20 protein-coding genes are annotated in these 20,135 nt (G+C 60.2%); 17 read left to right on the top strand and 3 right to left on the bottom strand.

Annotation, left to right across the window (positions count from 1 at the left end):
* Positions 1-15: 15 nt before the first annotated feature.
* Positions 16-2,577: a [protein-PII] uridylyltransferase gene (locus ACLIKD_RS11800; RefSeq protein ID WP_428825211.1), complete on the bottom strand. Its 2,562-nt coding sequence runs from the start codon at positions 2,575-2,577 to the stop codon at positions 16-18.
* A complete protein-coding gene (gene map, locus ACLIKD_RS11795) occupies positions 2,577-3,377 on the bottom strand; it encodes a type I methionyl aminopeptidase (RefSeq protein ID WP_226471115.1) in 801 nt (266 codons plus the stop codon). The genes ACLIKD_RS11800 and map overlap by 1 nt, the downstream gene beginning before the upstream one ends.
* Positions 3,378-3,491: 114 nt before the next feature.
* Here map and rfbD point away from each other — a divergent pair, with 114 nt between their 5' ends.
* The 17 genes from rfbD (at position 3,492) to ACLIKD_RS11710 (ending at position 19,327) form a co-directional block, all read left to right on the top strand.
* A complete protein-coding gene (gene rfbD / locus ACLIKD_RS11790) occupies positions 3,492-4,403 on the top strand; it encodes a dTDP-4-dehydrorhamnose reductase (protein WP_226471114.1) in 912 nt (303 codons plus the stop codon).
* Between the two features lie 189 nt (positions 4,404-4,592).
* Positions 4,593-5,342, top strand: coding sequence for a 30S ribosomal protein S2 (gene rpsB / locus ACLIKD_RS11785; protein ID WP_319002294.1), 750 nt, complete (start codon positions 4,593-4,595; stop codon positions 5,340-5,342).
* A 55-nt stretch (positions 5,343-5,397) separates the two neighbouring features.
* The gene (gene tsf / locus ACLIKD_RS11780; RefSeq protein WP_428825210.1) at positions 5,398-6,297 is read left to right on the top strand and encodes a translation elongation factor Ts; all 900 of its coding nucleotides are present in this window, start codon (positions 5,398-5,400) and stop codon (positions 6,295-6,297) included.
* A gap of 17 nt (positions 6,298-6,314) precedes the next feature.
* A complete protein-coding gene (gene pyrH, locus ACLIKD_RS11775) occupies positions 6,315-7,031 on the top strand; it encodes a UMP kinase (RefSeq protein ID WP_226471113.1) in 717 nt (238 codons plus the stop codon).
* Positions 7,032-7,046: 15 nt separating this feature from the next.
* The gene (gene frr / locus ACLIKD_RS11770) at positions 7,047-7,604 is read left to right on the top strand and encodes a ribosome recycling factor (RefSeq protein ID WP_226416335.1); all 558 of its coding nucleotides are present in this window, start codon (positions 7,047-7,049) and stop codon (positions 7,602-7,604) included.
* Between the two features lie 26 nt (positions 7,605-7,630).
* Positions 7,631-8,392 carry a polyprenyl diphosphate synthase gene (gene uppS, locus ACLIKD_RS11765; RefSeq protein WP_428825209.1) on the top strand — a complete coding sequence of 254 codons (762 nt, stop codon included), beginning with the start codon at positions 7,631-7,633 and terminating at the stop codon, positions 8,390-8,392.
* A complete protein-coding gene (locus tag ACLIKD_RS11760) occupies positions 8,385-9,221 on the top strand; it encodes a phosphatidate cytidylyltransferase (RefSeq protein ID WP_428825208.1) in 837 nt (278 codons plus the stop codon). The genes uppS and ACLIKD_RS11760 overlap by 8 nt, the downstream gene beginning before the upstream one ends.
* Complete coding sequence (gene ispC, locus ACLIKD_RS11755) at positions 9,218-10,408, top strand: 1-deoxy-D-xylulose-5-phosphate reductoisomerase (protein WP_428825207.1); 1,191 nt, start codon at positions 9,218-9,220, stop codon at positions 10,406-10,408. The genes ACLIKD_RS11760 and ispC overlap by 4 nt, the downstream gene beginning before the upstream one ends.
* On the top strand, positions 10,405-11,772 hold the full coding sequence (gene rseP / locus ACLIKD_RS11750; RefSeq protein ID WP_428825206.1) for an RIP metalloprotease RseP: 1,368 nt from the start codon (positions 10,405-10,407) through the stop codon (positions 11,770-11,772). Before ispC ends, rseP begins: the two co-directional genes overlap by 4 nt.
* 3 nt (positions 11,773-11,775) lie before the next feature.
* Positions 11,776-14,055, top strand: coding sequence for an outer membrane protein assembly factor BamA (bamA, locus tag ACLIKD_RS11745; protein ID WP_428825205.1), 2,280 nt, complete (start codon positions 11,776-11,778; stop codon positions 14,053-14,055).
* Between the two features lie 48 nt (positions 14,056-14,103).
* A complete protein-coding gene (locus ACLIKD_RS11740) occupies positions 14,104-14,574 on the top strand; it encodes an OmpH family outer membrane protein (RefSeq protein ID WP_226419918.1) in 471 nt (156 codons plus the stop codon).
* Complete coding sequence (lpxD, locus tag ACLIKD_RS11735; protein WP_428825204.1) at positions 14,574-15,617, top strand: UDP-3-O-(3-hydroxymyristoyl)glucosamine N-acyltransferase; 1,044 nt, start codon at positions 14,574-14,576, stop codon at positions 15,615-15,617. The genes ACLIKD_RS11740 and lpxD overlap by 1 nt, the downstream gene beginning before the upstream one ends.
* 4 nt (positions 15,618-15,621) lie before the next feature.
* Positions 15,622-16,056 (top strand): 3-hydroxyacyl-ACP dehydratase FabZ, encoded by a 435-nt coding sequence (gene fabZ, locus ACLIKD_RS11730; RefSeq protein WP_226416328.1) that lies wholly within the window; start codon positions 15,622-15,624, stop codon positions 16,054-16,056.
* 1 nt (position 16,057) lies between these two features.
* The gene (lpxA, locus tag ACLIKD_RS11725; RefSeq protein ID WP_226416327.1) at positions 16,058-16,828 is read left to right on the top strand and encodes an acyl-ACP--UDP-N-acetylglucosamine O-acyltransferase; all 771 of its coding nucleotides are present in this window, start codon (positions 16,058-16,060) and stop codon (positions 16,826-16,828) included.
* Positions 16,828-17,976 carry a lipid-A-disaccharide synthase gene (gene lpxB / locus ACLIKD_RS11720; protein WP_428825203.1) on the top strand — a complete coding sequence of 383 codons (1,149 nt, stop codon included), beginning with the start codon at positions 16,828-16,830 and terminating at the stop codon, positions 17,974-17,976. The genes lpxA and lpxB overlap by 1 nt, the downstream gene beginning before the upstream one ends.
* On the top strand, positions 17,964-18,554 hold the full coding sequence (gene rnhB / locus ACLIKD_RS11715; protein WP_428825202.1) for a ribonuclease HII: 591 nt from the start codon (positions 17,964-17,966) through the stop codon (positions 18,552-18,554). The genes lpxB and rnhB overlap by 13 nt, the downstream gene beginning before the upstream one ends.
* Complete coding sequence (locus ACLIKD_RS11710) at positions 18,551-19,327, top strand: TrmH family RNA methyltransferase (protein WP_428825201.1); 777 nt, start codon at positions 18,551-18,553, stop codon at positions 19,325-19,327. The genes rnhB and ACLIKD_RS11710 overlap by 4 nt, the downstream gene beginning before the upstream one ends.
* Here ACLIKD_RS11710 and ppsR read toward each other — a convergent pair.
* Positions 19,313-20,131 (bottom strand): posphoenolpyruvate synthetase regulatory kinase/phosphorylase PpsR, encoded by an 819-nt coding sequence (gene ppsR / locus ACLIKD_RS11705; protein ID WP_226416323.1) that lies wholly within the window; start codon positions 20,129-20,131, stop codon positions 19,313-19,315. The two genes, ACLIKD_RS11710 and ppsR, sit on opposite strands and share 15 nt — an antisense overlap.
* Between the last annotated feature and the right edge of the window lie 4 nt (positions 20,132-20,135).

Below are 20,135 nucleotides of genomic sequence, written 5' to 3'. Positions count from 1 at the left end.
TGCTTGGTCCCGCCGTCAGACCTTCAAACGTTCCATCAACTCAGTTTCCAGGCGAATCCGGCTGGCGCTCTGGCGCAGGTCGCCGCCGCTGATCAGGAAGACGTCTTCGGCCCGCTCGCCGAGCGTGGTGATCTTCGCGGTGTGCAGATTGGCGCCGTGCTCGGCCAGGGTGTTGGCGACGGTATAGAGCAGGCCGGGGCGGTCGGCGGCGATCAGCGAGAGGATGAAATGGGCGCCTTTTTCGTCACCGAGAATGCTGGCTTCCGGCTTGATCGGGAAATGCTTGACCTGGCGCGACAGCCGGCCGGCTGACGGGGCTTCCGGCGGCAGTTGCTGGATCAGGCGCTGTTCCAGCTCGTGCTCGATGTAAGGCACCATTTCGCGGTTGTTGTCGCGGTTCATCACGTCGAGTACGACGAAGCTGTCGAGCGCGTAGCCATGCGCCGTGGTGTGAATCTTGGCGTCCACGATGCTGTAGCCGTTGCGGGCGAAAAAGCCGACGATGCGGGCAAAGAGGTCGGGCTGGTCCTGGGTGTAGACCATCACCTGCAAGCCTTCGCCGTCCTGGTAGAGGCGGGCGCGGACGACCGGCTGATTGTTGTAGATGCGGTAATGCAGCGAGCGCGTGTGCCAGGCGATTTCTTCGGCCGAGTGGCGGAGGAAGTAGACGGTATCGAGCTGCTTCCACAGGCGTTCGTGGACGGTCGCCGAGAGGGCGAAGAAGCGCAGCAGACGCATTGCTTCGGCCTGCCGCTCGGCGATGATGCCGTGCGGAGCGGGCGCTTCGCCCTGGCCGAGGTGATGCAGCGTCAGGTAGTAAAGATCGGCCAGCAGTTTGCCTTTCCACTGGTTCCAGACCTTCGGGCTGGTGCCGCGAATGTCGGCGTGGGTCAGCAGGTAGAGGGCGGTAAGGTGGCGGGCATCGCCGACCCGGCTGGCGAAGCTGGCGACCACGTCGGGGTCGCTGAGATCTTCCTTCTGGGCGACCTGCGACATGTTCAGGTGATTGCGTACCAGCCAGACGACGAGTTCGGTGTCTTCGGGCGACAGGCCGTGCGCTTCGCAGAATGCCTGCGTATCGCCGGTGCCGAGTTCCGAATGGTCGCCGCCGCGGCCCTTGGCAATGTCATGGAAGAGGGCGGCGACGTAGAGCAGCCAGGGCGTGTCGAATTCGCTCATGACGCGCGAACAGAGCGGGTATTCGTGGGCGAACTCGCTCATCGTGAAGCGGCGGATGTTGCGCATGACCTGCAGGATGTGCTGGTCGACGGTATAGACGTGGAACAGGTCGTGCTGCATCTGGCCGACGATGCGCCCGAAATTTGGCAGGTAGGCGCCGAGTATGTCGAGCTGGTTCATCCGCCGGAACTCATGGACGACGCCGCGTTCGCTGTGCAGCAGGCGCATGAAGGCTGCGCGGTTGGCCGGATCGGCGCGGAACGCGTCGTCGATTACCGATTCGCCGGCGCGCCACAGGGCGCGCAGCGTGCGGGCGGTCATCCCGTGCAGTTCGTGGCTTTCCTGCATGATCAGGAAACTGTCGAAAATGGCCGTCGGTTTCCTGGTGAAAAGGCTTTCGTCGCGGACGTCGAGCAGGTTGCCGACCGACTGGAAATCCTCGTCCAGCACTTGCGGCGTCTGCTCGCTTTCCGGCGTCAGCGCGGCGCCCATGTTCTGCAACAGGATGATGTTGAGGACGGTGACCGCCTTGGCGTTGCGGTAATAGCCCTGCATCAGCTGTTCGGACGCGCGCTTGGCATCGTTCGAAACAAAGCCGTACTGGGCCGCTAGCGTGCCTTGGTAGTCGAACAGCAGGCGATCTTCGCGGCGGCCGACGGTGAAGTGCATGCGGATGCGCAGGTGGCGGAGGTAATCCTCGCAGGCCTCGGCCTGGCGGGCACCTTCCTCGGTAAGGATGGCGCTTTTCGCGAGCTCGGCCCAGCTCGCCCCGTAACCGGCCGCCTTGGCGATCCAGAAAATGACCTGCAGGTCGCGCAAACCGCCCGGCGAGTCCTTGCAGTTCGGCTCCAGGCTATAGGGGGTTTCGTTGAAGCGCAGGTAGCGCTCCTGCTGCTCCAGTCGCTTGGCCTCGAAAAAGACCAGCGGGTCGAGGTTGCCGTGCAGGCGTTTCTCGAAGGTTGCAAACAGTCTTTTGTTGCCGGTCAGCAGGCGTGCTTCGAGCAGGGCTGTCTGCACCGTAATGTCCTTGGCCGCCTCGTTCAGGCATTCCTGGACGGTGCGCACGCTATGCCCGATTTCGAGGCCGATGTCCCAGAAGTGACCGACCAGCTGTTCGAGCTTTTCCTGCAGGGCCGGGCTGGCTTCCTGCGGCAGCAGGATCAGCAGATCGATGTCGGAGGCCGGGTAGAGTTCGCCCCGGCCGTAACCGCCGACCGCGGCCAGCGACAGCGACGCCGGGAAATTCAGCGATGCCCATAGCTTTTGCAGAACGGCATCGACCTGCTGGCAGCGTTGCCGGAGCAGCGCGTTGGCGTCGCCGGTTTGTTCGTATTGCTGCTGAAGCTGGCTTTGATTGGCTTTGACTTCGGCGCGTAGCGCGGCGACATGGTCCGACATCAGGCGATCCAGTCCGGTTTCGGGCGGCAACCGGCCGACAGGGTCATGATTTCGTAGCCGCTATCGGTAACCAGCAAGGTGTGCTCCCACTGGGCGGAGAGGCTGCGGTCCTTGGTGACGATGGTCCAGCCGTCGGCCATTTCGCGGATCGCGGCCTTGCCGGCGTTGATCATCGGCTCGATGGTGAACATCATGCCGGGCTCCAGGCGGGGGCCGGTGCCGGCCTTGCCGTAGTGCAGTACCTGCGGGTCTTCGTGAAAGTGCTTGCCGATGCCGTGGCCGCAGAATTCGCGAACGACGGAAAAGCCGTTCTTTTCGGCATGCTTTTGAATGATGGCGCCGATGTCGCCCAGATAGGCGCCGGGACGGACCACGGAAATCCCCAGCCACAGGCATTCGAAGGTGATTTCGCACAGCCGCCGGGCCATGATCGAGCCTTCCCCGACGATGTACATCCGGCTGGTGTCGCCGTGATAGCCATCCTTGATGGTGGTGATGTCGAGGTTGATGATGTCGCCGGTCTTCAGCACGCGGTCGCCGGGTACCCCGTGGCAGACCTGCTGGTTGACCGAGGTGCAGATCGATTTCGGGTAGGGCTTGTAACCGGACGGTGCGTAGTTGAGCGGGGCGGGAATGCAGCCCTGGACATTGACCATCAGGTCATGGCACAGACGGTCGATTTCTTCGGTGGTGATGCCGGCCTTGATGAAGGGCTCGATGTAGTCGAGAACTTCGGAGGCGAGACGCCCGGCAACGCGCATTTTTTCGATTTCTTCCGGGGTCTTGATCGTGATGCTCATGGCTGTTCTGTGTGGTTTGGGGAGAGGTCAAGGATAAAGGATGGATACTGTTTCGCAAAGCCGGGGGCCGGGTAAATGGCATACTTGCCAGCTTTCGTGGCGACAGGGTGGGTGATGAGTATTCTTCTGCTGGGTAAGGACGGTCAGGTTGGCTGGCAATTGCAGCGCTCGCTGGCGCCGCATGGCCAGGTGGTCGCTTGCGGGCGGGCTGAGTGCGATTTGGCCGATCCGGCGCGGATTCGTTCCGTGATCCGGCAAGTCAGACCGGCGCTGATCGTCAATGCCACGGCCTATACCGCGGTCGACAAGGCGGAAAGCGAGCCGGAGCTGGCTCACCGGATCAATGCGGAGGCGCCGGGTGTCCTGGCCGAGGAGGCCGCGGCGCTCGGCGCCCTGCTGGTCCATTATTCGACCGACTACGTTTATGACGGCTGCAAAACAACGCCTTACGTCGAGACGGATGCGACCGGGCCGCACGGTGTCTATGGCCGGACCAAGCTGGCCGGTGAGGAAGCGATCCGGGCGGTTGGCGGTAAATCGCTGATTTTCCGGACCAGCTGGGTGTTCGGGGCGCGCGGCGGCAATTTCGTCAAGACCATCCTGCGCCTGGCGCGCGACACGGAGAGTCTGGCGGTGGTCGACGACCAGATCGGTTCGCCGACCCCGGCGGCGTTGATCGCCACCGTCACCGGCGTGGTGTTGGCGATGCTGCGCCGCGGGCAGTTGCTCGAGGCCGGCGAAAACCGTCTTTATCATCTGGCGGCGGCTCATCCGGTAAGCTGGTGCGAGTTTGCCCGGACCATTGTCGGGCTGGCCGGTCCGGCGCCGGGCTTTGATCTGCGTCTGAAGCCGGAAGCGATTCGGCCGATCACCACTGCCGAATATCCGACGCCCGCTCGCCGTCCGGCCAATTCGCGCCTCGACTGCACGCGGCTCGAAAACGATTTCGGCTTGCAGATGCCCGACTGGCAACCCTATCTGGTGCGCATGCTGCAACTGCTGGCACTCAAGCAGAACGGCTATTAGGCTTTTAGACCCTTCAATCTGCTGCTATAATCTGCGGGTTTTTCTCAGCCATCATGGCTGGAAAGAACGGTTGTACACGTTATGTGTGCAACCAAAATCCACACATTCGCCGATTAAGGGTGCGCGCCAGAACATAAGAATGGCGGGCGTTTCCGGCGGGTGGCGGTTCAACCCTTAAGGAGTTTTATTATGTCCGTAACCATGCGTCAAATGCTGGAGGCCGGTGTGCACTTCGGCCACCAAACCCGTTTCTGGTCCCCCAAGATGGCACCGTACATCTTCGGTGCACGCAACAAGATTCACATCGTCAACCTCGAAAAGACCCTGGCCAAGTACAACGAAGCCATCGCTTTCGTGAAGAAGCTGGCCGGCAATCGCGGCAACATCCTGTTCGTCGGCACCAAGCGTCAGGCTCGCGAAATCATCGGCGAAGAAGCGCTCCGCGCCGGCGCGCCGTTCGTTGATCAGCGCTGGCTGGGCGGCATGCTGACCAACTTCAAGACGGTCCGCACCTCGATCAAGCGTCTGAAAGACATGGAAATCGCCGTCGAGGCCGGCGAACTCGAGCGCATGCCGAAGAAGGAAGCGCTGACTTTCCGTCGCGAACTGGAAAAGCTGCAGAAGTCCATCGGCGGTATCAAGGATATGGCCGGCCTGCCGGACGCCATCTTCGTCATCGACGTCGGCTACCACAAGATCGCCATCACCGAAGCCAGCAAGCTGGGTATTCCGGTCATCGGCGTGGTCGATACCAACCACTCCCCGGACGGTGTTGCTTACGTCATCCCGGGTAACGATGACTCTTCGCGCGCCATTCAGCTCTACGCCCGTGGCGTGGCCGATGCCATCCTCGAAGGCCGCAGCCAGGTCATTCAGGAAATCGTTGCCGCCGGTGGCGATGACGAGTTCGTCGAAGTTCAGGACGAAGCAGCGCAATAAGGTTGTAACGGCGGAGCGTCAAGCTCCGCCCGTTTTATAAGCTCAGGAGATAAGTATGGCGGCAATTACCGCAGGCATGGTGGCAGAACTGCGCGGCAAGACCGACGCACCCATGATGGAATGCAAGAAGGCGCTGACCGAAGCCGATGGCGACATGGTCAAGGCCGAAGAGATCCTCCGCGTCAAGCTCGGCAACAAGGCGACCAAGGCAGCCAGCCGCATCGCCGCAGAAGGTATCGTGGCGATCAGCATCAGTGCTGACGGCAAGACCGGTGCCATGATCGAAGTCAATAGCGAAACCGACTTCGTGGCCAAGAACGACGAATTCATCGCTTTGGCCAACGGCAGTGCCGCCCTGGTCGCTGCCAACAACCCGGCCGACGTCGCTGCGCTGTCCGCGCTGCCGATGGGCGAAGGCACCGTCGAATCGACCCGTTCCGCACTGGTCGGCAAGATTGGCGAGAACATGACGATCCGCCGTTTCGTTCGCTTCGAAGCCAAGGGCAAGCTGCAGTCCTACATCCACGGCGGTTCGAAGGTTGGCGTCGTGGTTGATCTGGTCGGCGGTGACGAGCAACTGGGCAAGGATCTGGCGATGCACATCGCCGCTTCCAAGCCGAAGTCGGTCGACTCCTCGGGTGTTTCCGCCGAGCTGCTCGATACCGAGCGCCGTGTCGCCATCGAAAAGGCCCGCGAAGCCGGCAAGCCGGAAGCGATGCTGGAAAAGATCGCCGAAGGTACCGTTCAGAAGTATCTGAAGGACGTTACGCTGCTCGGTCAGGTCTTCGTCAAGGCTGAAGACGGCAAGCAAACCATCGAGCAGTTGTTGAAGGCCAAGGGCGCCTCCGTCGCCGGCTTCAGCCTGTTCCTGGTTGGCGAAGGCATCGAGAAGAAGGTTGACGATTTCGCTGCTGAAGTCGCCGCCCAGGCTGCCGCTGCTGCTGCCAAGAAGTAACAAGTAAGGACATGCCAATGACCACACCCAAGTTCAAGCGGATTCTCCTGAAACTCTCCGGCGAGGCCCTGATGGGCAATGACGCCTACGGCATCAATCCGCAGACCATCGCGGGCATTTGCGGAGAAATCAAGGCGGTCGCCGACCTGGGTGTGGAAATTGGTGTCGTGATCGGCGGCGGCAATATCTTCCGCGGCATGGCCGGTACGGCCACCGGGATGGATCGCGCCACCGCTGATTACATGGGCATGCTGGCCACGGTGATGAATGCCATGGCGCTGTCCGATGCGATGCGTCAATGCGGGCTGAATGCCCGCGTCCAGTCGGCCTTGAATATCGAGCAGGTGATCGAGCCCTACATTCGCGGCAAGGCCATCCGTTATCTGGAAGAAGGCAAGATCGTGATTTTTGGCGCCGGTACCGGCAATCCATTTTTTACGACCGATACCGCCGCAGCCCTGCGCGGCTCGGAAATCGGTGCGGAAATCGTCCTCAAGGCGACCAAGGTTGACGGTATCTACACCGCCGATCCCAAGAAGGATCCGGCGGCGACCCGTTACGACAAGATCAGCTTCAACGAGGCGATCTCGAAGAATCTGGCGGTTATGGATGCGACCGCCTTCGCGCTTTGTCGCGATCAAAAATTGCCGATCAACGTATTTTCCATTTTCAAGGCCGGCGCGCTGAAGCGCGTGGTTTGTGGTGAAAATGAAGGTACGCTGGTCTATTGCTGAGGAAGAAGAATAGAGATGATTGCCGAACTCAAGAAAACCGCTGAAAGCAAGATGCAGAAATCTCTGGATGCGTTGAAGAACGACCTCCTCAAGATTCGTACCGGCCGCGCCCATACCGGCCTTCTGGATCATATCCAGATCGATTATTACGGCTCGATGATGCCGGTCAATCAAGTCGCCAACATCACCCTGGTTGATGCCCGGACCATCGGCGTTCAGCCGTGGGAAAAGAATCTGGTCCAGAAGGTTGAAAAGGCCATTCGCGATTCCGACCTCGGCCTCAATCCAGCCACCCAGGGCGATCTGATCCGGGTGCCGATGCCGGCGCTGACCGAAGAGCGGCGCCGCGACCTGATCAAGGTCGTCAAGACCGAAGGTGAGGCCGCCAAGGTGGCGATCCGCAACCTGCGTCGCGACGCCATTGCCCATCTCAAGGAAGCCTTGAAAAAGGGCGAGATTCCCGAGGACGACGAGCGCAAGGCGCAGGACGACGTCCAGAAATTGACCGACAAGTTCATCGCCGACGTAGACAAGATGCTCGCCGCCAAAGAGGCCGAGCTGATGCAGGTTTGATCGCCGTTTCTAGCTGCTCCGGCTGAATGGCACTTTTCTCGAGTTCGACGCAACAGCTTCCCGAAACGGCGGCCGTGCCGCACCACGTTGCCGTCATCATGGACGGCAACGGGCGCTGGGCCAAAAAGCGCTTTCTGCCGCGCGTTGCCGGGCATGTCAAGGGTGTCGAGCTGGTCCGCAAAATGGTCCGCGCCTGTCTTGAGCGCGGCATCCAGTACCTGACGCTGTTTGCCTTCTCGTCCGAAAACTGGCGGCGGCCACAGGAGGAGGTGTCTCTCCTGATGCAGCTGTTCGTCAAGGCGCTCGAGCAGGAAGTCGAGAAGCTCGACCGCAACGGCGTCCGCCTGCGCATCATCGGTGATCTTTCCGCCTTCGAGCCGCGCCTGCAGGGCTTGATTCGTCAGGCCGAGGAAAAGACGGCGCTCAATACCCGCCTCGATCTGACCATCGCCGCCAATTACGGCGGTCGTTGGGACATCATGCAGGCAATGAACCGGATGCTCGCCGCCCAGCCCGAGAAGCGCGACAGCTGGAGCGAAACGGATCTCGAGCCGCACCTGGCGATGAGTTTCGCGCCGGAGCCTGATCTCTTCATCCGCACCGGTGGTGAGCAGCGCATCAGTAATTTCCTGCTCTGGCAGTTGGCCTATACCGAACTGTTTTTCACGCCGACCTTGTGGCCCGATTTCGACAAGAGCGAGTTCGACAAGGCAATTGCTTCCTACCAGCAACGCGAGCGGCGTTTCGGGCGAACCAGCGAACAGCTCGCGGGAAAGCCAAATGCTTAAGACCCGCATTATCACTGCGCTGGTCTTGCTGGCCCTGCTGCTGCCCAGCCTGTTCTTCCTTCCCCAGGCAAACTGGGCCTTGCTGGTCGCCGCTTTCATCGGGGTCGCCGCTTGGGAGTGGGGGGCTCTACTCGCTTGGCCGAGCGCGTCGCGCGTGGTACTGGGGGGCATCACCGCGCTGATTTGCGCCGCGGTTTCCATGCTCGCACCGCAGGCGATCAGTGCAGCTGCTGGGTTCGAACCGGCGCCAGGCTGGGTGTTGCTGACCTACGCTAGTGCGGCAGTGTTCTGGTGCCTGATCGTGCCATTGTGGCTGCAAAAAAAATGGTCGCTGGTCGGTATTTCCGGATTGCTGATCGGGGCGGTCGTGCTGTTCCCGACTTGGCTGGCCATGGTTCAGCTGCGTACGCTTGGTCCCGGCGTCTTGCTTGGTATTTTTGCCGTTGTCTGGATGGCCGATATCGCGGCCTATTTTTCTGGCAAGGCTTTCGGCAAGCACAAGCTGGCGCCCTCGATCAGTCCGGGAAAAACCTGGGAAGGAGCGATCGGCGCGGCTGTCGGGGTGGTGATCTACGGCCTGGCGGTACGGCAGATGTTCGGTCTTGATGTGTTGTCACTGCCTTTCTGGATTCTGGCCCTGTTCGGCATTACCGCCGTCAGCATCATTGGCGATCTCTACGAGTCCTTGCTCAAGCGCAAGTCGGGGATCAAGGACAGCAGCAATATTCTCCCGGGGCACGGTGGCGTCCTTGACCGGATCGACAGCCTGACGTCGACGCTCCCCGTTGTCGCGCTGTTCTGGCTGCTCGTGGCTTACTCCCCAAAATGACTATCAAGAACGTCACGATCTTGGGCTCGACCGGTTCGATCGGCGTCAGTACGCTCGACGTGATTCGGCGCCATCCCGATCGCTACAAGGTTTTTGCATTGTGCGCCCACACTCAGGTCGACAAGCTGTTCGAACAATGCCTCGAGTTCCTGCCTCGCTTTGCCGTGCTGCGCGATGCCCGGCTTGCCGGACAACTGGCCGAACGCTGCCGTCAGGCCCGGCTTGATATCGAAGTCCGCCATGGCGTCGAAGCCTTGATCGAATTATCCGCCTTGCCCGAGGTCGATTCGGTGATGGCGGCGATTGTCGGGGCGGCCGGCCTGGAACCGACGCTGGCCGCTGCCAAGGCCGGCAAGAAGGTGATGCTGGCCAATAAGGAAGTTCTGGTCATGGCCGGCGAACTGTTCATGCAGGCGGTACGTGAGCATGGCGCGGTACTGCTGCCGGTGGATAGCGAACACAATGCAATCTTTCAGTCGCTGCCGGTCGGCTTCGGGCGCGGCTTGGCCGCCTGTGGCGTGCGACAAATCCTGCTCACGGCTTCCGGTGGCCCGTTCCGCAATACACCGCTGAGCGAACTGGCCAATGTCACGCCGGATCAGGCTTGCGCCCATCCCAACTGGGTCATGGGCCGGAAAATATCGGTCGATTCGGCGACCATGATGAACAAGGGGCTGGAGGTCATCGAGGCGCACTGGCTGTTTGCCGCTCCGGCCGAGTTGATCCAGGTCGTGGTCCATCCGCAAAGCGTGATCCATTCGGCGGTGCAGTATGCCGATGGTTCGGTGTTGGCGCAGATGGGTAACCCCGACATGCGAACGCCGATTGCCTACGCCTTGGCCTACCCGGAACGGATCGACTCCGGCGTCGAGTCGCTGGATCTGTTCAAGGTCGCCCATCTGGATTTCTGCGAGCCGGACTTCGAGCGTTTTCGCTGTCTGCAATTGGCCTATGACGTATTGCGCGAAGGTGGAACGGCATCGGCCATCCTGAATGCCGCCAACGAGGTTGCCGTTGCCGCTTTTCTCGATGTTCAGATGTCCTTCCTCGGCATTGCCCGGTTGAATGAGGCTGTGCTGGCTGCTCTGCCGGCCGGGCCGGAGGGTAGTCTGGCCGATGTGCTGGGCGCCGATGCCGAGGCTCGCCGTCTGGCACGGCAAATGATTCTGGAAAAGCGTTTCGGGTGAGCGACCTGCTGTTTTATCCCGCTGCCTTCCTGTTGGTGCTCTGCACCCTGATCGTCGTTCATGAATTCGGGCACTACGCGGTAGCCCGCCTTTGTGGCGTAAAAGTCTTGCGTTTCTCGATCGGCTTTGGTCGCGTGCTGTGGCAGAAGCGTCTGGGGCGCGATCAGACGGAATGGGCGGTCAGCGTCTTCCCGTTGGGTGGCTACGTCAAGATGCTCGACGAGCGTGAAGCCGAGGTGGCGCCGGACGAACGGCATCGGGCCTTCAACCGCCAGACGGTTGGCAAACGCAGCCTGATTGTCGCGGCCGGGCCAATCGCCAATTTCATCCTGGCGATTCTCCTTTATTGGGTCGTGTTCATGCTCGGTAGCGAGGAATTGCTACCGGTTCTCGGGACGCCACCGGCCGGGACTCCCGCGGCGATGGCCTCGGTCGGCAACGGTGAACGGGTCCGGGCGGTCGATGGGCAGCCGGTTGCGACCTGGAACGATTTTCGCTGGTTGCTTTTGCAGAAAGCGGTTGATCAGGAAAGCACCGAGCTTGAAGTGATCAATGAACAAAATGAAGTTGCTGTCCGCCGCCTTTATCTGAGTGCGGCCGGCGAGCAAGGCTGGGAGGGCGATGCGCTGGACCGTCTCGGCATCACCTTTTACCGTCCCCTGCTGCCGCCCGTGCTCGGTAAAGTAGTCGCGGGCTCACCCGGAGCGCAGGCCGGCCTGCAGTCGGGCGATAAAATACTGGCCCTCGATGGCCGGGCGATCTCGGTCTGGCATGAACTGGTCTTGTATGTCCGCGATGCGGCCGGGCGTTCCATTCGCGTCGAATTCGAGCGGCAAGGTCGGGTTGCGACGGTTGACGTGGTTCCGGAGTCGGTTTCCGAGCGTGGACGGGTGGTCGGAAAAATTGGCGTGGCGGTTGCCGATGGCGGCCAGGCACGACGTGAGATGCACACCTTCGTGCGCTATGGTTTCTTCGCGTCGGGCGGCAAGGCGCTGATTGAAACCTGGGATAAATCGGTGTTCAGTCTCGTCATGATGGGCAAGATGCTGACCGGCGAAGTGTCGTTGAAAAACCTCTCCGGCCCGGTAACGATTGCCGACTACGCCGGGCAATCTGCCAAGCTCGGATTCGATTACTACATCAAGTTCATGGCGCTGGTCAGCATCAGCCTGGGGGTGCTCAATCTGCTCCCCATCCCGGTGCTGGATGGCGGGCATTTGATGTATCATATGATTGAAGTCGTCAGGCGTCGGCCGCTTTCCGAGCGTGCCATGGAGATCGCGCAGCAGATCGGCGTGTCTATCCTTGTTGTCCTGATGGCTTTCGCCTTTTTTAACGACTTGAATCGCCTGTTCTTCGGCTGAATAATGAATAAATCCCTGTTGTCGGTCCTGATTGCCAGCTTTTTCGCCGTACCTGCACTGGCTTTCGAGCCTTTTGCGGTCAAGGATATCCGTGTCGAGGGCATTCAGCGTACCGAAGCCGGTACGGTGTTCAGTTATCTGCCGGTCAAGGTCGGCGATACGCTGACCGATGAAAAGGCTGCCCAGTCTATCAAGGCGCTGTTCGCCACCGGTTTCTTCAAGGATGTCCGGATCGAAGTGGACAAGGGTGTGATGGTCATCGTGCTCCAGGAGCGCCCGGCCATCGCCAAGCTCGATTTTGTCGGCATGAAGGAATTCGAGAAGGATGTAATCGTCAAGGCGCTCAAGGAAACGGGGATCGCCGAAGGGCGCATCTTCGATCGCGCCCTGCTCGAAAAGGCGGAGCAGGAGTTGAAGCGTCAGTATCTGACGCGCGGCAAATATGGCGTCAACATCACCACGACGGTTACCCCGCTGGAGCGCAACCGGGTCGGCGTGAATTTCAACGTCGAAGAAGGCGTTGCCGCTAAAATCAAACAGATCAACCTTGTCGGGGCAAAGTCCTTCAAGGAAAAAGACCTGCTCGCCCAGTTCGAGTTGACGACGCCTGGCTGGCTGACCTGGTACACCAAGAATGACCAGTATTCCCGCCAGAAGCTATCGGGTGACCTTGAGAAACTGAAGTCTTTCTACATGAATCAGGGTTACCTGGAATTCAACGTCGAATCGACGCAGGTTTCCATCTCCCCCGACAAGCAGGATGTTTACATCACGGTTAACCTGACCGAAGGTGAGCGCTATCAGGTTTCCTCCGTGAAGCTGGCCGGTGATTTCTCGCTTCCTGAAGACGAGTTGAAGAAACTGGTTACGGTTAAGCCTGGCGACGTCTTTTCGCGCGAACGCCTGAACGAATCGACCAAGGCGATAGGTGACCGACTGGGAAAACAGGGCTACGCCTTCGCCAATGTCAATGCGTCGCCGGAAATCGACAAAGAAAAGCGCAAGGTGGCATTCACCATCTTCGTCGACCCGGGCAAGCGTGTTTACGTCCGTCGTATCAATTTGACGGGAAATACCAAGACGCGCGATGAAGTGATTCGGCGCGAAATCCGCCAGATGGAAGGTGGCTGGTACGACGCCGACCGTGTTTCCGCCTCCAAACAGCGGATCGATAGGCTTGGTTATTTTACCGATGTCGCGGTCGAAACACCGGCTGTGCCTGGGACCGCCGATCAGGTCGACGTTAATCTGAGCGTCACCGAAAAGCCGACCGGCAATCTGATGCTTGGGGTGGGGACGTCGAGCACGGATAAGGTTATTTTGTCGGGCTCGATTGCCCAGAACAACTTCCTCGGTAGCGGTAATAACGTCGCGATTCAGGTGAATTCGGCGAAGTCCTACCGGACCTATGTGTTTTCGTACACCAATCCATATTTCACGCCGGATGGGGTCAGCCAGGGCTTTGATGTCTATCATCGTACGGTCAATACTTCGTCGACGGCGATTGCCAATTACACCTCGGCATCCACCGGCGGTGGCATTCGCTTTGGCTTTCCGATCGGTGAGAAGGAATCGCTGGGCTTCGGTGTCGGTCTCGATACGACGAGCATTACGACTTATGACGATAGTCCCAAGTATTACAAGGATTTCGTTCGTGAGTTTGGCGATACCAATCTTTCCATTCCCGTTACCTTGAACTGGGTCAGTGATGGAAAGGACAGCTTTTTCCTGCCGACCAGAGGAACCTATCAGAAGGCCGGTGTCGAAGTTGCCGTGCCGGGCGGGGATCTAACCTATTACCGGGCCAACTATCAGCTTCAGCATTTTGTCCCGCTGAACAGCAAATTTACGCTGATGCTGAATGGCGAGGTCGGCTATGCTGAGGGTTACGGTGGCAAGGGCTTGCCCTTCTATAAGAATTTCTATGCCGGTGGTGTCAATTCGGTGCGGGGCTACAAGGCTTCTTCGCTGGGCCCCGTCTTCAATGACTCCGGAAGTGAATATCGTATCGGTGGCAACCGTCGATTCATCGGCAATGCCGAGTTGCTGTGGAGCTTGCCGGGGATGGAAAAGAGTTTACGCATGGGCTGGTTCTTTGATGCGGGGCAGGTCTATGGCAAGGGGCAGAATATCGCGCTGGACGACCTGCGCTATTCGACAGGGCTGTCGGCAGCGTGGATTTCGCCAATCGGGCCGCTAAAATTCAGTTTTGGTTTGCCGCTCAACAAGAAGGACTCGGACCAAACCGAGTCGTTCCAGTTCCAGTTGGGCACCACTTTTTAATTCAGGAGTGTCATCTTGAAAGTTAAGTCGCTAGTTCTCGCTACCGTGATGTCCGCCTTGTTTGTTACCGGCGCCAATGCGGTGGAGTTGAAGGTCGGGTATGTCAATACCCAGCGGATTTTCCGCGATGCACCGGCTGCTCAAAAGGCTGCCAAGAAGCTGGAAGGCGAGTTCGCCAAGCGCGATCAGGACCTGCAGCGCATGGCCAAGCAGTTGCAGGGCTTGCAGGAAAATCTCGAGAAGAATTCCGTGACGATGGCCGAAAGTGACCGTCGGTCCAAGGAAAAGGAGTTTGGCGAGTTGTCGCGCGAATTCCAGCGCAAGCAGCGTGAGTTCCGCGAAGACCTGAACCTTCGCCAGAACGAAGAAAATGCAGCGGTGATCGAGAAAGCCAACAAGGCGATCAAGCAGATTGCCGAAAGCGACAAGTACGACCTGATTCTGCAGGATGTTGTCTGGGTGAGCCCGAAGCTGGATATCACCGAACGCGTGATCAAGGCACTTGCCGAAGGCAAGTAATGCCTGGTGCGGCGGGTGTTGCCCTCTCGCTGGCTGATATCGCCGCCCGTCTGGGCGGCGATGTGCTTGGTGACAGCCAAACGCTGATCTTCCAAGTGGCGACGCTGGCCTCGGCTGGCGACGGCGAGATCGGCTTTCTGGCTAACCTGAAATACAAAAGCCAGTTGCAAACGACCAAGGCGGCCGCCGTGATCGTGTCGCCGGATTTTGCCGATGCGGTGGCCTTGCCGCGTATCGTGACCGCGAATCCGTATGCCTATTACGCTCGTCTGGCCAGTTTGCTCAATCCGCCTCAGGCTGCGGCACCCGGGGTTCATCCTTCGGCCCATTGCGGCTCTCCGGTGCCGGCGAGTGCCAGCATCGGGCCGCATGCCAGTATTGGTTCGGATGTGCTGCTGGGTGAAGGCGTTGTCATTCATGCCGGTTGTGTTCTTGGCGATGGAGTCAAGGTTGGCGATGGCAGCGTGCTGTTTCCGAATGTCAGCATTTATGCCGGTTGCGAAATCGGGTGCCATGCGATCATTCATTCAGGGGTGGTGATTGGCGCTGACGGCTTCGGTTTTGCGCCGGACAAGGGGCAATGGGTCAAGATCCCGCAGATCGGCCGGGTAGTGATCGGCGACGATGTCGAAATCGGCGCCAGCACGACGGTTGACCGCGGTGCGCTGGATGACACCGTGATCGGCGATGGCTGCAAGCTTGATAACCAGATTCAGATCGGGCACAACTGCGTGATCGGCAAACACTGCGTGATCGCCGCCTGTGCGGCGATTGCCGGTAGCGTCGAATTGAAGGACAACGTGATCGTCGGCGGCGCGGCGATGATCGCCGGCCATGTGACGATTGCCTCCGGGGCAGTGATTTCCGGCGGTTCGCTGGTCATGAAGAACATTACCAAGCCGGGGCAATACACCAGCGTTTTTCCGCTTGAAGAGCACAGCCACTGGTTGCACAACGCGGCGCAAATCCGCCATCTGGGCAAGCTGGCCGAGCGTGTCGCGGAACTAGAGAAAAAACTGAAAAATATTAATGGAGAGGGTTGATTTAATGGATATCCACGAGATTCTTGAGCACTTGCCGCATCGTTATCCGTTCCTGCTGGTTGATCGGGTGCTCGAGGTTGTGCCCGGCAAGTCGATCCACGCCTACAAGAACATCACGATGAACGAGCCGTATTTTGTCGGCCACTTTCCGCACCATCCGGTGATGCCGGGCGTGCTGATCATGGAAGCCCTGGCCCAGGCGGCCGGCATCCTGTCGTTCAAGACCATGGACACCAAGCCGGATGCCAATTCCGTCTTCTATTTTGTCGGCATCGACGAGTGCCGTTTCAAGAAGCCGGTCATGCCCGGCGACCAGTTGCACCTGCACGTCCAGATTGCCCGTCAGATGCGCGGTATCTGGAAATACGTCGCCGAGGCCCGGGTTGATGGCCAGGTCGTGGCGGAAGGCAAGCTGATGTGCGCCCAGCGGGATATCTGAGATGATCCACGCGACCGCTCTTGTTGATCCGGGCGCCAGGATCGGCGCAAACGTCGAAATCGGCCCGTATTCGATCATTGGCGCCGATGTCGAAATTGGCGACAACACCGTCATCGGCTCCCACGTAGTGATCAAGGGCCATACCCGTATCGGCCGCGAGAATCGGATTTTCCAGTTTTGCTCGCTTGGTGAAGTGCCGCAGGACAAGAAATACGCCGGCGAGCCGACCCGTCTGGAAATCGGCGACCGCAACACGATTCGCGAGTTCTGCACCTTCAATCTCGGCACCGTCCAGGATGCCGGTGCGACAAGGATCGGCGACGACAACTGGATCATGGCTTACGTCCATATTGCCCACGATTGTCAGGTCGGCAACAAAACGACATTCGCCAACAATGCCCAACTGGCCGGCCACGTGGTGATCGACGACTGGGCCATTCTTGGCGGCTATACCGGGGTGCATCAGTTCTGCCGCGTCGGCGCGCACGTGATGACGGCGGTTGGTACGGTCGTCCTGCAGGATGTCCCGCCTTACCTGATGGCGGCCGGCAATACGGCAACGCCGTATGGCATCAATGTTGAAGGATTGAAACGCCGCGGCTTTACCGCGGAGTCGTTGAGCGCATTGAAGCGGGCTTATCGCACCCTGTACAAGTCCGGGCTGCTGCTCGAAGAAGCGAAGTTGAAGCTGGCCGAGGAAGCCAAGACGCAGCCGGACGTGCAGCGCTTCGTCGATTTCCTGGCAGTCTCCAAGCGAGGCATTATTCGCTGATGGGAAGTTCGGTACGGATTGCGATGGTGGCGGGGGAGGCCTCCGGGGATCTCCTGGCCAGCCATTTGATCGCCTCGCTCAAGGCCAAATTGCCGGATGCCATTTTCTATGGCATCGGCGGCCCGAAGATGCAAGCCCAAGGTTTCGACGCCTGGTGGCCGATGGAAAAGCTGGCGGTGATGGGCTATGTCGATGCCTTGAAGCACTATCGGGAAATTTCCGGCATTCGTCGCCAGTTGAAGAAGCGTTTGCTCGATATCCGGCCCGATATCTTTATCGGTGTCGATGCGCCGGATTTCAATCTGGGCCTGGAAACCAATCTCAAGTCGGCGGGCGTCAAGACCATCCATTACGTCAGCCCGTCGATCTGGGCCTGGCGGGGTGGGCGGATCAAGAAGATTGCCAAGGCGGTCAATCGCGTGCTGGCGCTTTTTCCGATGGAGCCACCGCTCTACGAAAAAGCGCATATTCCGGTGACCTATGTCGGGCATCCGTTGGCCGACATCATTCCGCTCGAAACCAGCCAGCGTGCGGTGCGCGAAATGCTCGGCATCGCCAGGGATGTGCCGGTTTTTGCGTTGCTGCCGGGCAGTCGCAAGGGCGAGCTGGAAATGATGGCCGATACCTTCGTCCAGACGGCGAAAATCATCCGCCAGCGTTTCCTGCCCAACGCGCTGTTCGTCGTCCCGCTGGCGACGCGTGAAACCCGTCTGCAGTTCGAGATGGCCATCTACCAGCAGCAGGCGGCGGATATCCCGTTCCGCCTGTTGTTCGGCCATGCCCAGGAGGCGCTGGGGGCGGCCGACGTTTCGCTGGTGGCGAGCGGTACAGCGACCCTCGAAGCGGCGCTGATCAAGCGGCCGATGGTGATCACCTACAAGATTGCCAAGCTTTCGTACTGGATCATGAAGCGCATGGCCTACCAGGCCTTTGTCGGCCTGCCGAATGTCTTGGCGGGGCGAGCGATCGTTCCGGAAATCCTGCAGGATCAGGCCACCCCGGAAAACCTGGCCGAGGCGCTGGTCGGCTTGTATGAAGACAAGGAAAACGCCGCGGCAATCGCCGAGGCCTTTACCGAGATCCATCTGCAGTTGCGCCAGAACACGGCCGAGAAGGCCGCCAACGCGGTCATCCAATGTCTGAACTGATCATCCCGGTCGGTCTCGTCTGCGGCATCGACGAGGCCGGGCGGGGGCCGCTGGCCGGGCCGGTGGTGGCCGCGGCGGTGATACTCGATCCGGCCAGGCCGATCCCCGGTTTGAACGATTCGAAAAAGCTCAGCGAAAAGAAGCGCGATGCGCTGGCGGTGCTGATTCGCGAGCGGGCCGTCGCCTGGGCGGTGGGCGAAGCGAGCGTCGAGGAAATCGATCGCCTGAACATCCTGCAGGCGACTTTCCTTGCCATGCAGCGTGCCGTGGCGGCACTGGCGGTGCTGCCGACCGGTGCCCTGGTCGACGGCAATCGCTGTCCGCAACTGCAGATGCCGGTTGAAGCGGTGGTCAAGGGCGATGGCAAGATTGCCTCGATTGCCGCCGCCTCGATCCTTGCCAAGACGGTGCGCGATGCCGGCATGCTGGTCTTGCACCAGCAGTATCCGGCGTACGGTTTTGACCGCCACATGGGTTATCCGACGGCGGCGCATTGCCAAGCCCTGGCAGCGCATGGTGCCTCGCCGGTGCATCGGCGCAGCTTCGGGCCGGTGGCCAAACAGCTTTCGTTGCTATGAAGCATATCCAGTCGCGCGACAACCCGCTTTTCAAGTCCTTGAAGCGGCTGGCCGAATCCGGTCGCGAGCGGCGCAAAACCGGGCAGACGCTGCTCGACGGCGTGCATCTGGTCGAGGCCTACGAATTGGCCTGCGGGCCGGTCGCTACGTTGGTCGTTGCCGAGTCGAAGGTGGCGGAGGGCGAAATCGCCAGCTATATCGCCGGCCGGGAAAGCGTGGTGCTGGCCGACAGCCTGATGCGCGATCTCGGGCTGGTCGATACGCCGAGCGGCCTGCTGGCCGTGGTCGATATGCCGACCCGGGTGGCCGCGCCAGATCGCCAGCAAGATGCCGTTTTGCTCGATGGCATCCAGGATCCGGGCAATGTCGGCACCTTGCTGCGCACGGCGGCGGCCGCCGGTATCAAACAGGTATTGTTGTCGCCCGGCTGTGCCGCGGTATGGTCGCCCAAGGTATTGCGGGCCGGGCAGGGCGCCCATTTTGTCCTGGCGCTACACGAGGATGCCGACCTTGGCGCCTTCCTCGCGGACTACCAGGGAACAACGGCGGTGACTTGCCTCGATGGCGCCACCTCGCTTTACGAAGCGACGTGGACCACGCCGCTCGCCTGGGTGTTCGGCGCCGAAGGGCTGGGCGTCCGGCCCGAGTTGATCGCCGCCGCCCGGCTCAAGATTCGCATTCCGATGCCCGGCACCGTCGAGTCCCTGAACGTCGGGGCAGCGGCTGCCATCTGCCTGTTCGAGACGCTGCGCCGGAAACTAGCGCAGCTTTAATTCCTGCAGCACGGTGGTCGAGATTTCCTCGATCGACTTGGTCGACGAATCCAGCCAGCGGATACCTTCGCGGCGCATCATCTTTTCGGCTTCGGCAATTTCATAGCGGCAGTTGGCCAGCGAGGCGTATTTGCTGTCGGCCCGGCGTTCTTCGCGGATCTGGTGCAGGCGTTCCGGCTGGATGGTCAGGCCGAACAGCTTGGCGCGGTGCTTTTCCAGCGTCCCCGGCAGGCGGCCGCGGTCGAAGTCTTCCGGAATCAGCGGGAAATTGGCGGCTTTCAGGCCGAACTGCATGGCCAGGTAGAGCGAGGTCGGCGTCTTGCCGCAGCGCGAGACGGCGACCAGAATGACGTCGGCTTCGGCCAGGTCGCGGTCGGTAATCCCGTCGTCGTGGGCCAGCGTGTAGTTAATCGCCTCGATGCGGTCCTTGTAGTCGGAACTGTCGGCCGAGCCGTGCGAGCGGCCGACCGTGTGGCTGGATTTGATGCCGAGTTCGGCTTCAAGCGGCGCCAGGAAGGTTTCGAAATAGGACAGGCTGAAGGCATCGGCCTGATGCACGATGCCGGCCAGATCCTGATTGACCAGCGTTGTGAAGACGATCGGCCGCATGCCGTCGGACTCGCCCTGGGCGTTGATCCGGGCGACGGTTTCCTGTGCCTTGGCGATGCTGTCGAGGAAAGGGATGCGGATCTGCTTGAGTTCGACATCCTCGAACTGGGTCATCAGGCTGTGGCCGAGTGCTTCAACAGTCAGGCCGGTGCCGTCCGAGACGAAAAAGACGGTGCGTTTGATTGGATTGGGCATCCGC

Origin of the sequence: Azonexus sp. IMCC34842 (assembly GCF_050368855.1) — a bacterium.
In the GTDB taxonomy this organism is placed as follows: Bacteria; Pseudomonadota; Gammaproteobacteria; order Burkholderiales; family Rhodocyclaceae; genus Azonexus; species Azonexus denitrificans_A.
Note: the sequence above shows the minus strand (reverse complement) of the source record. Positions and strands in the feature narration are given on the sequence as shown.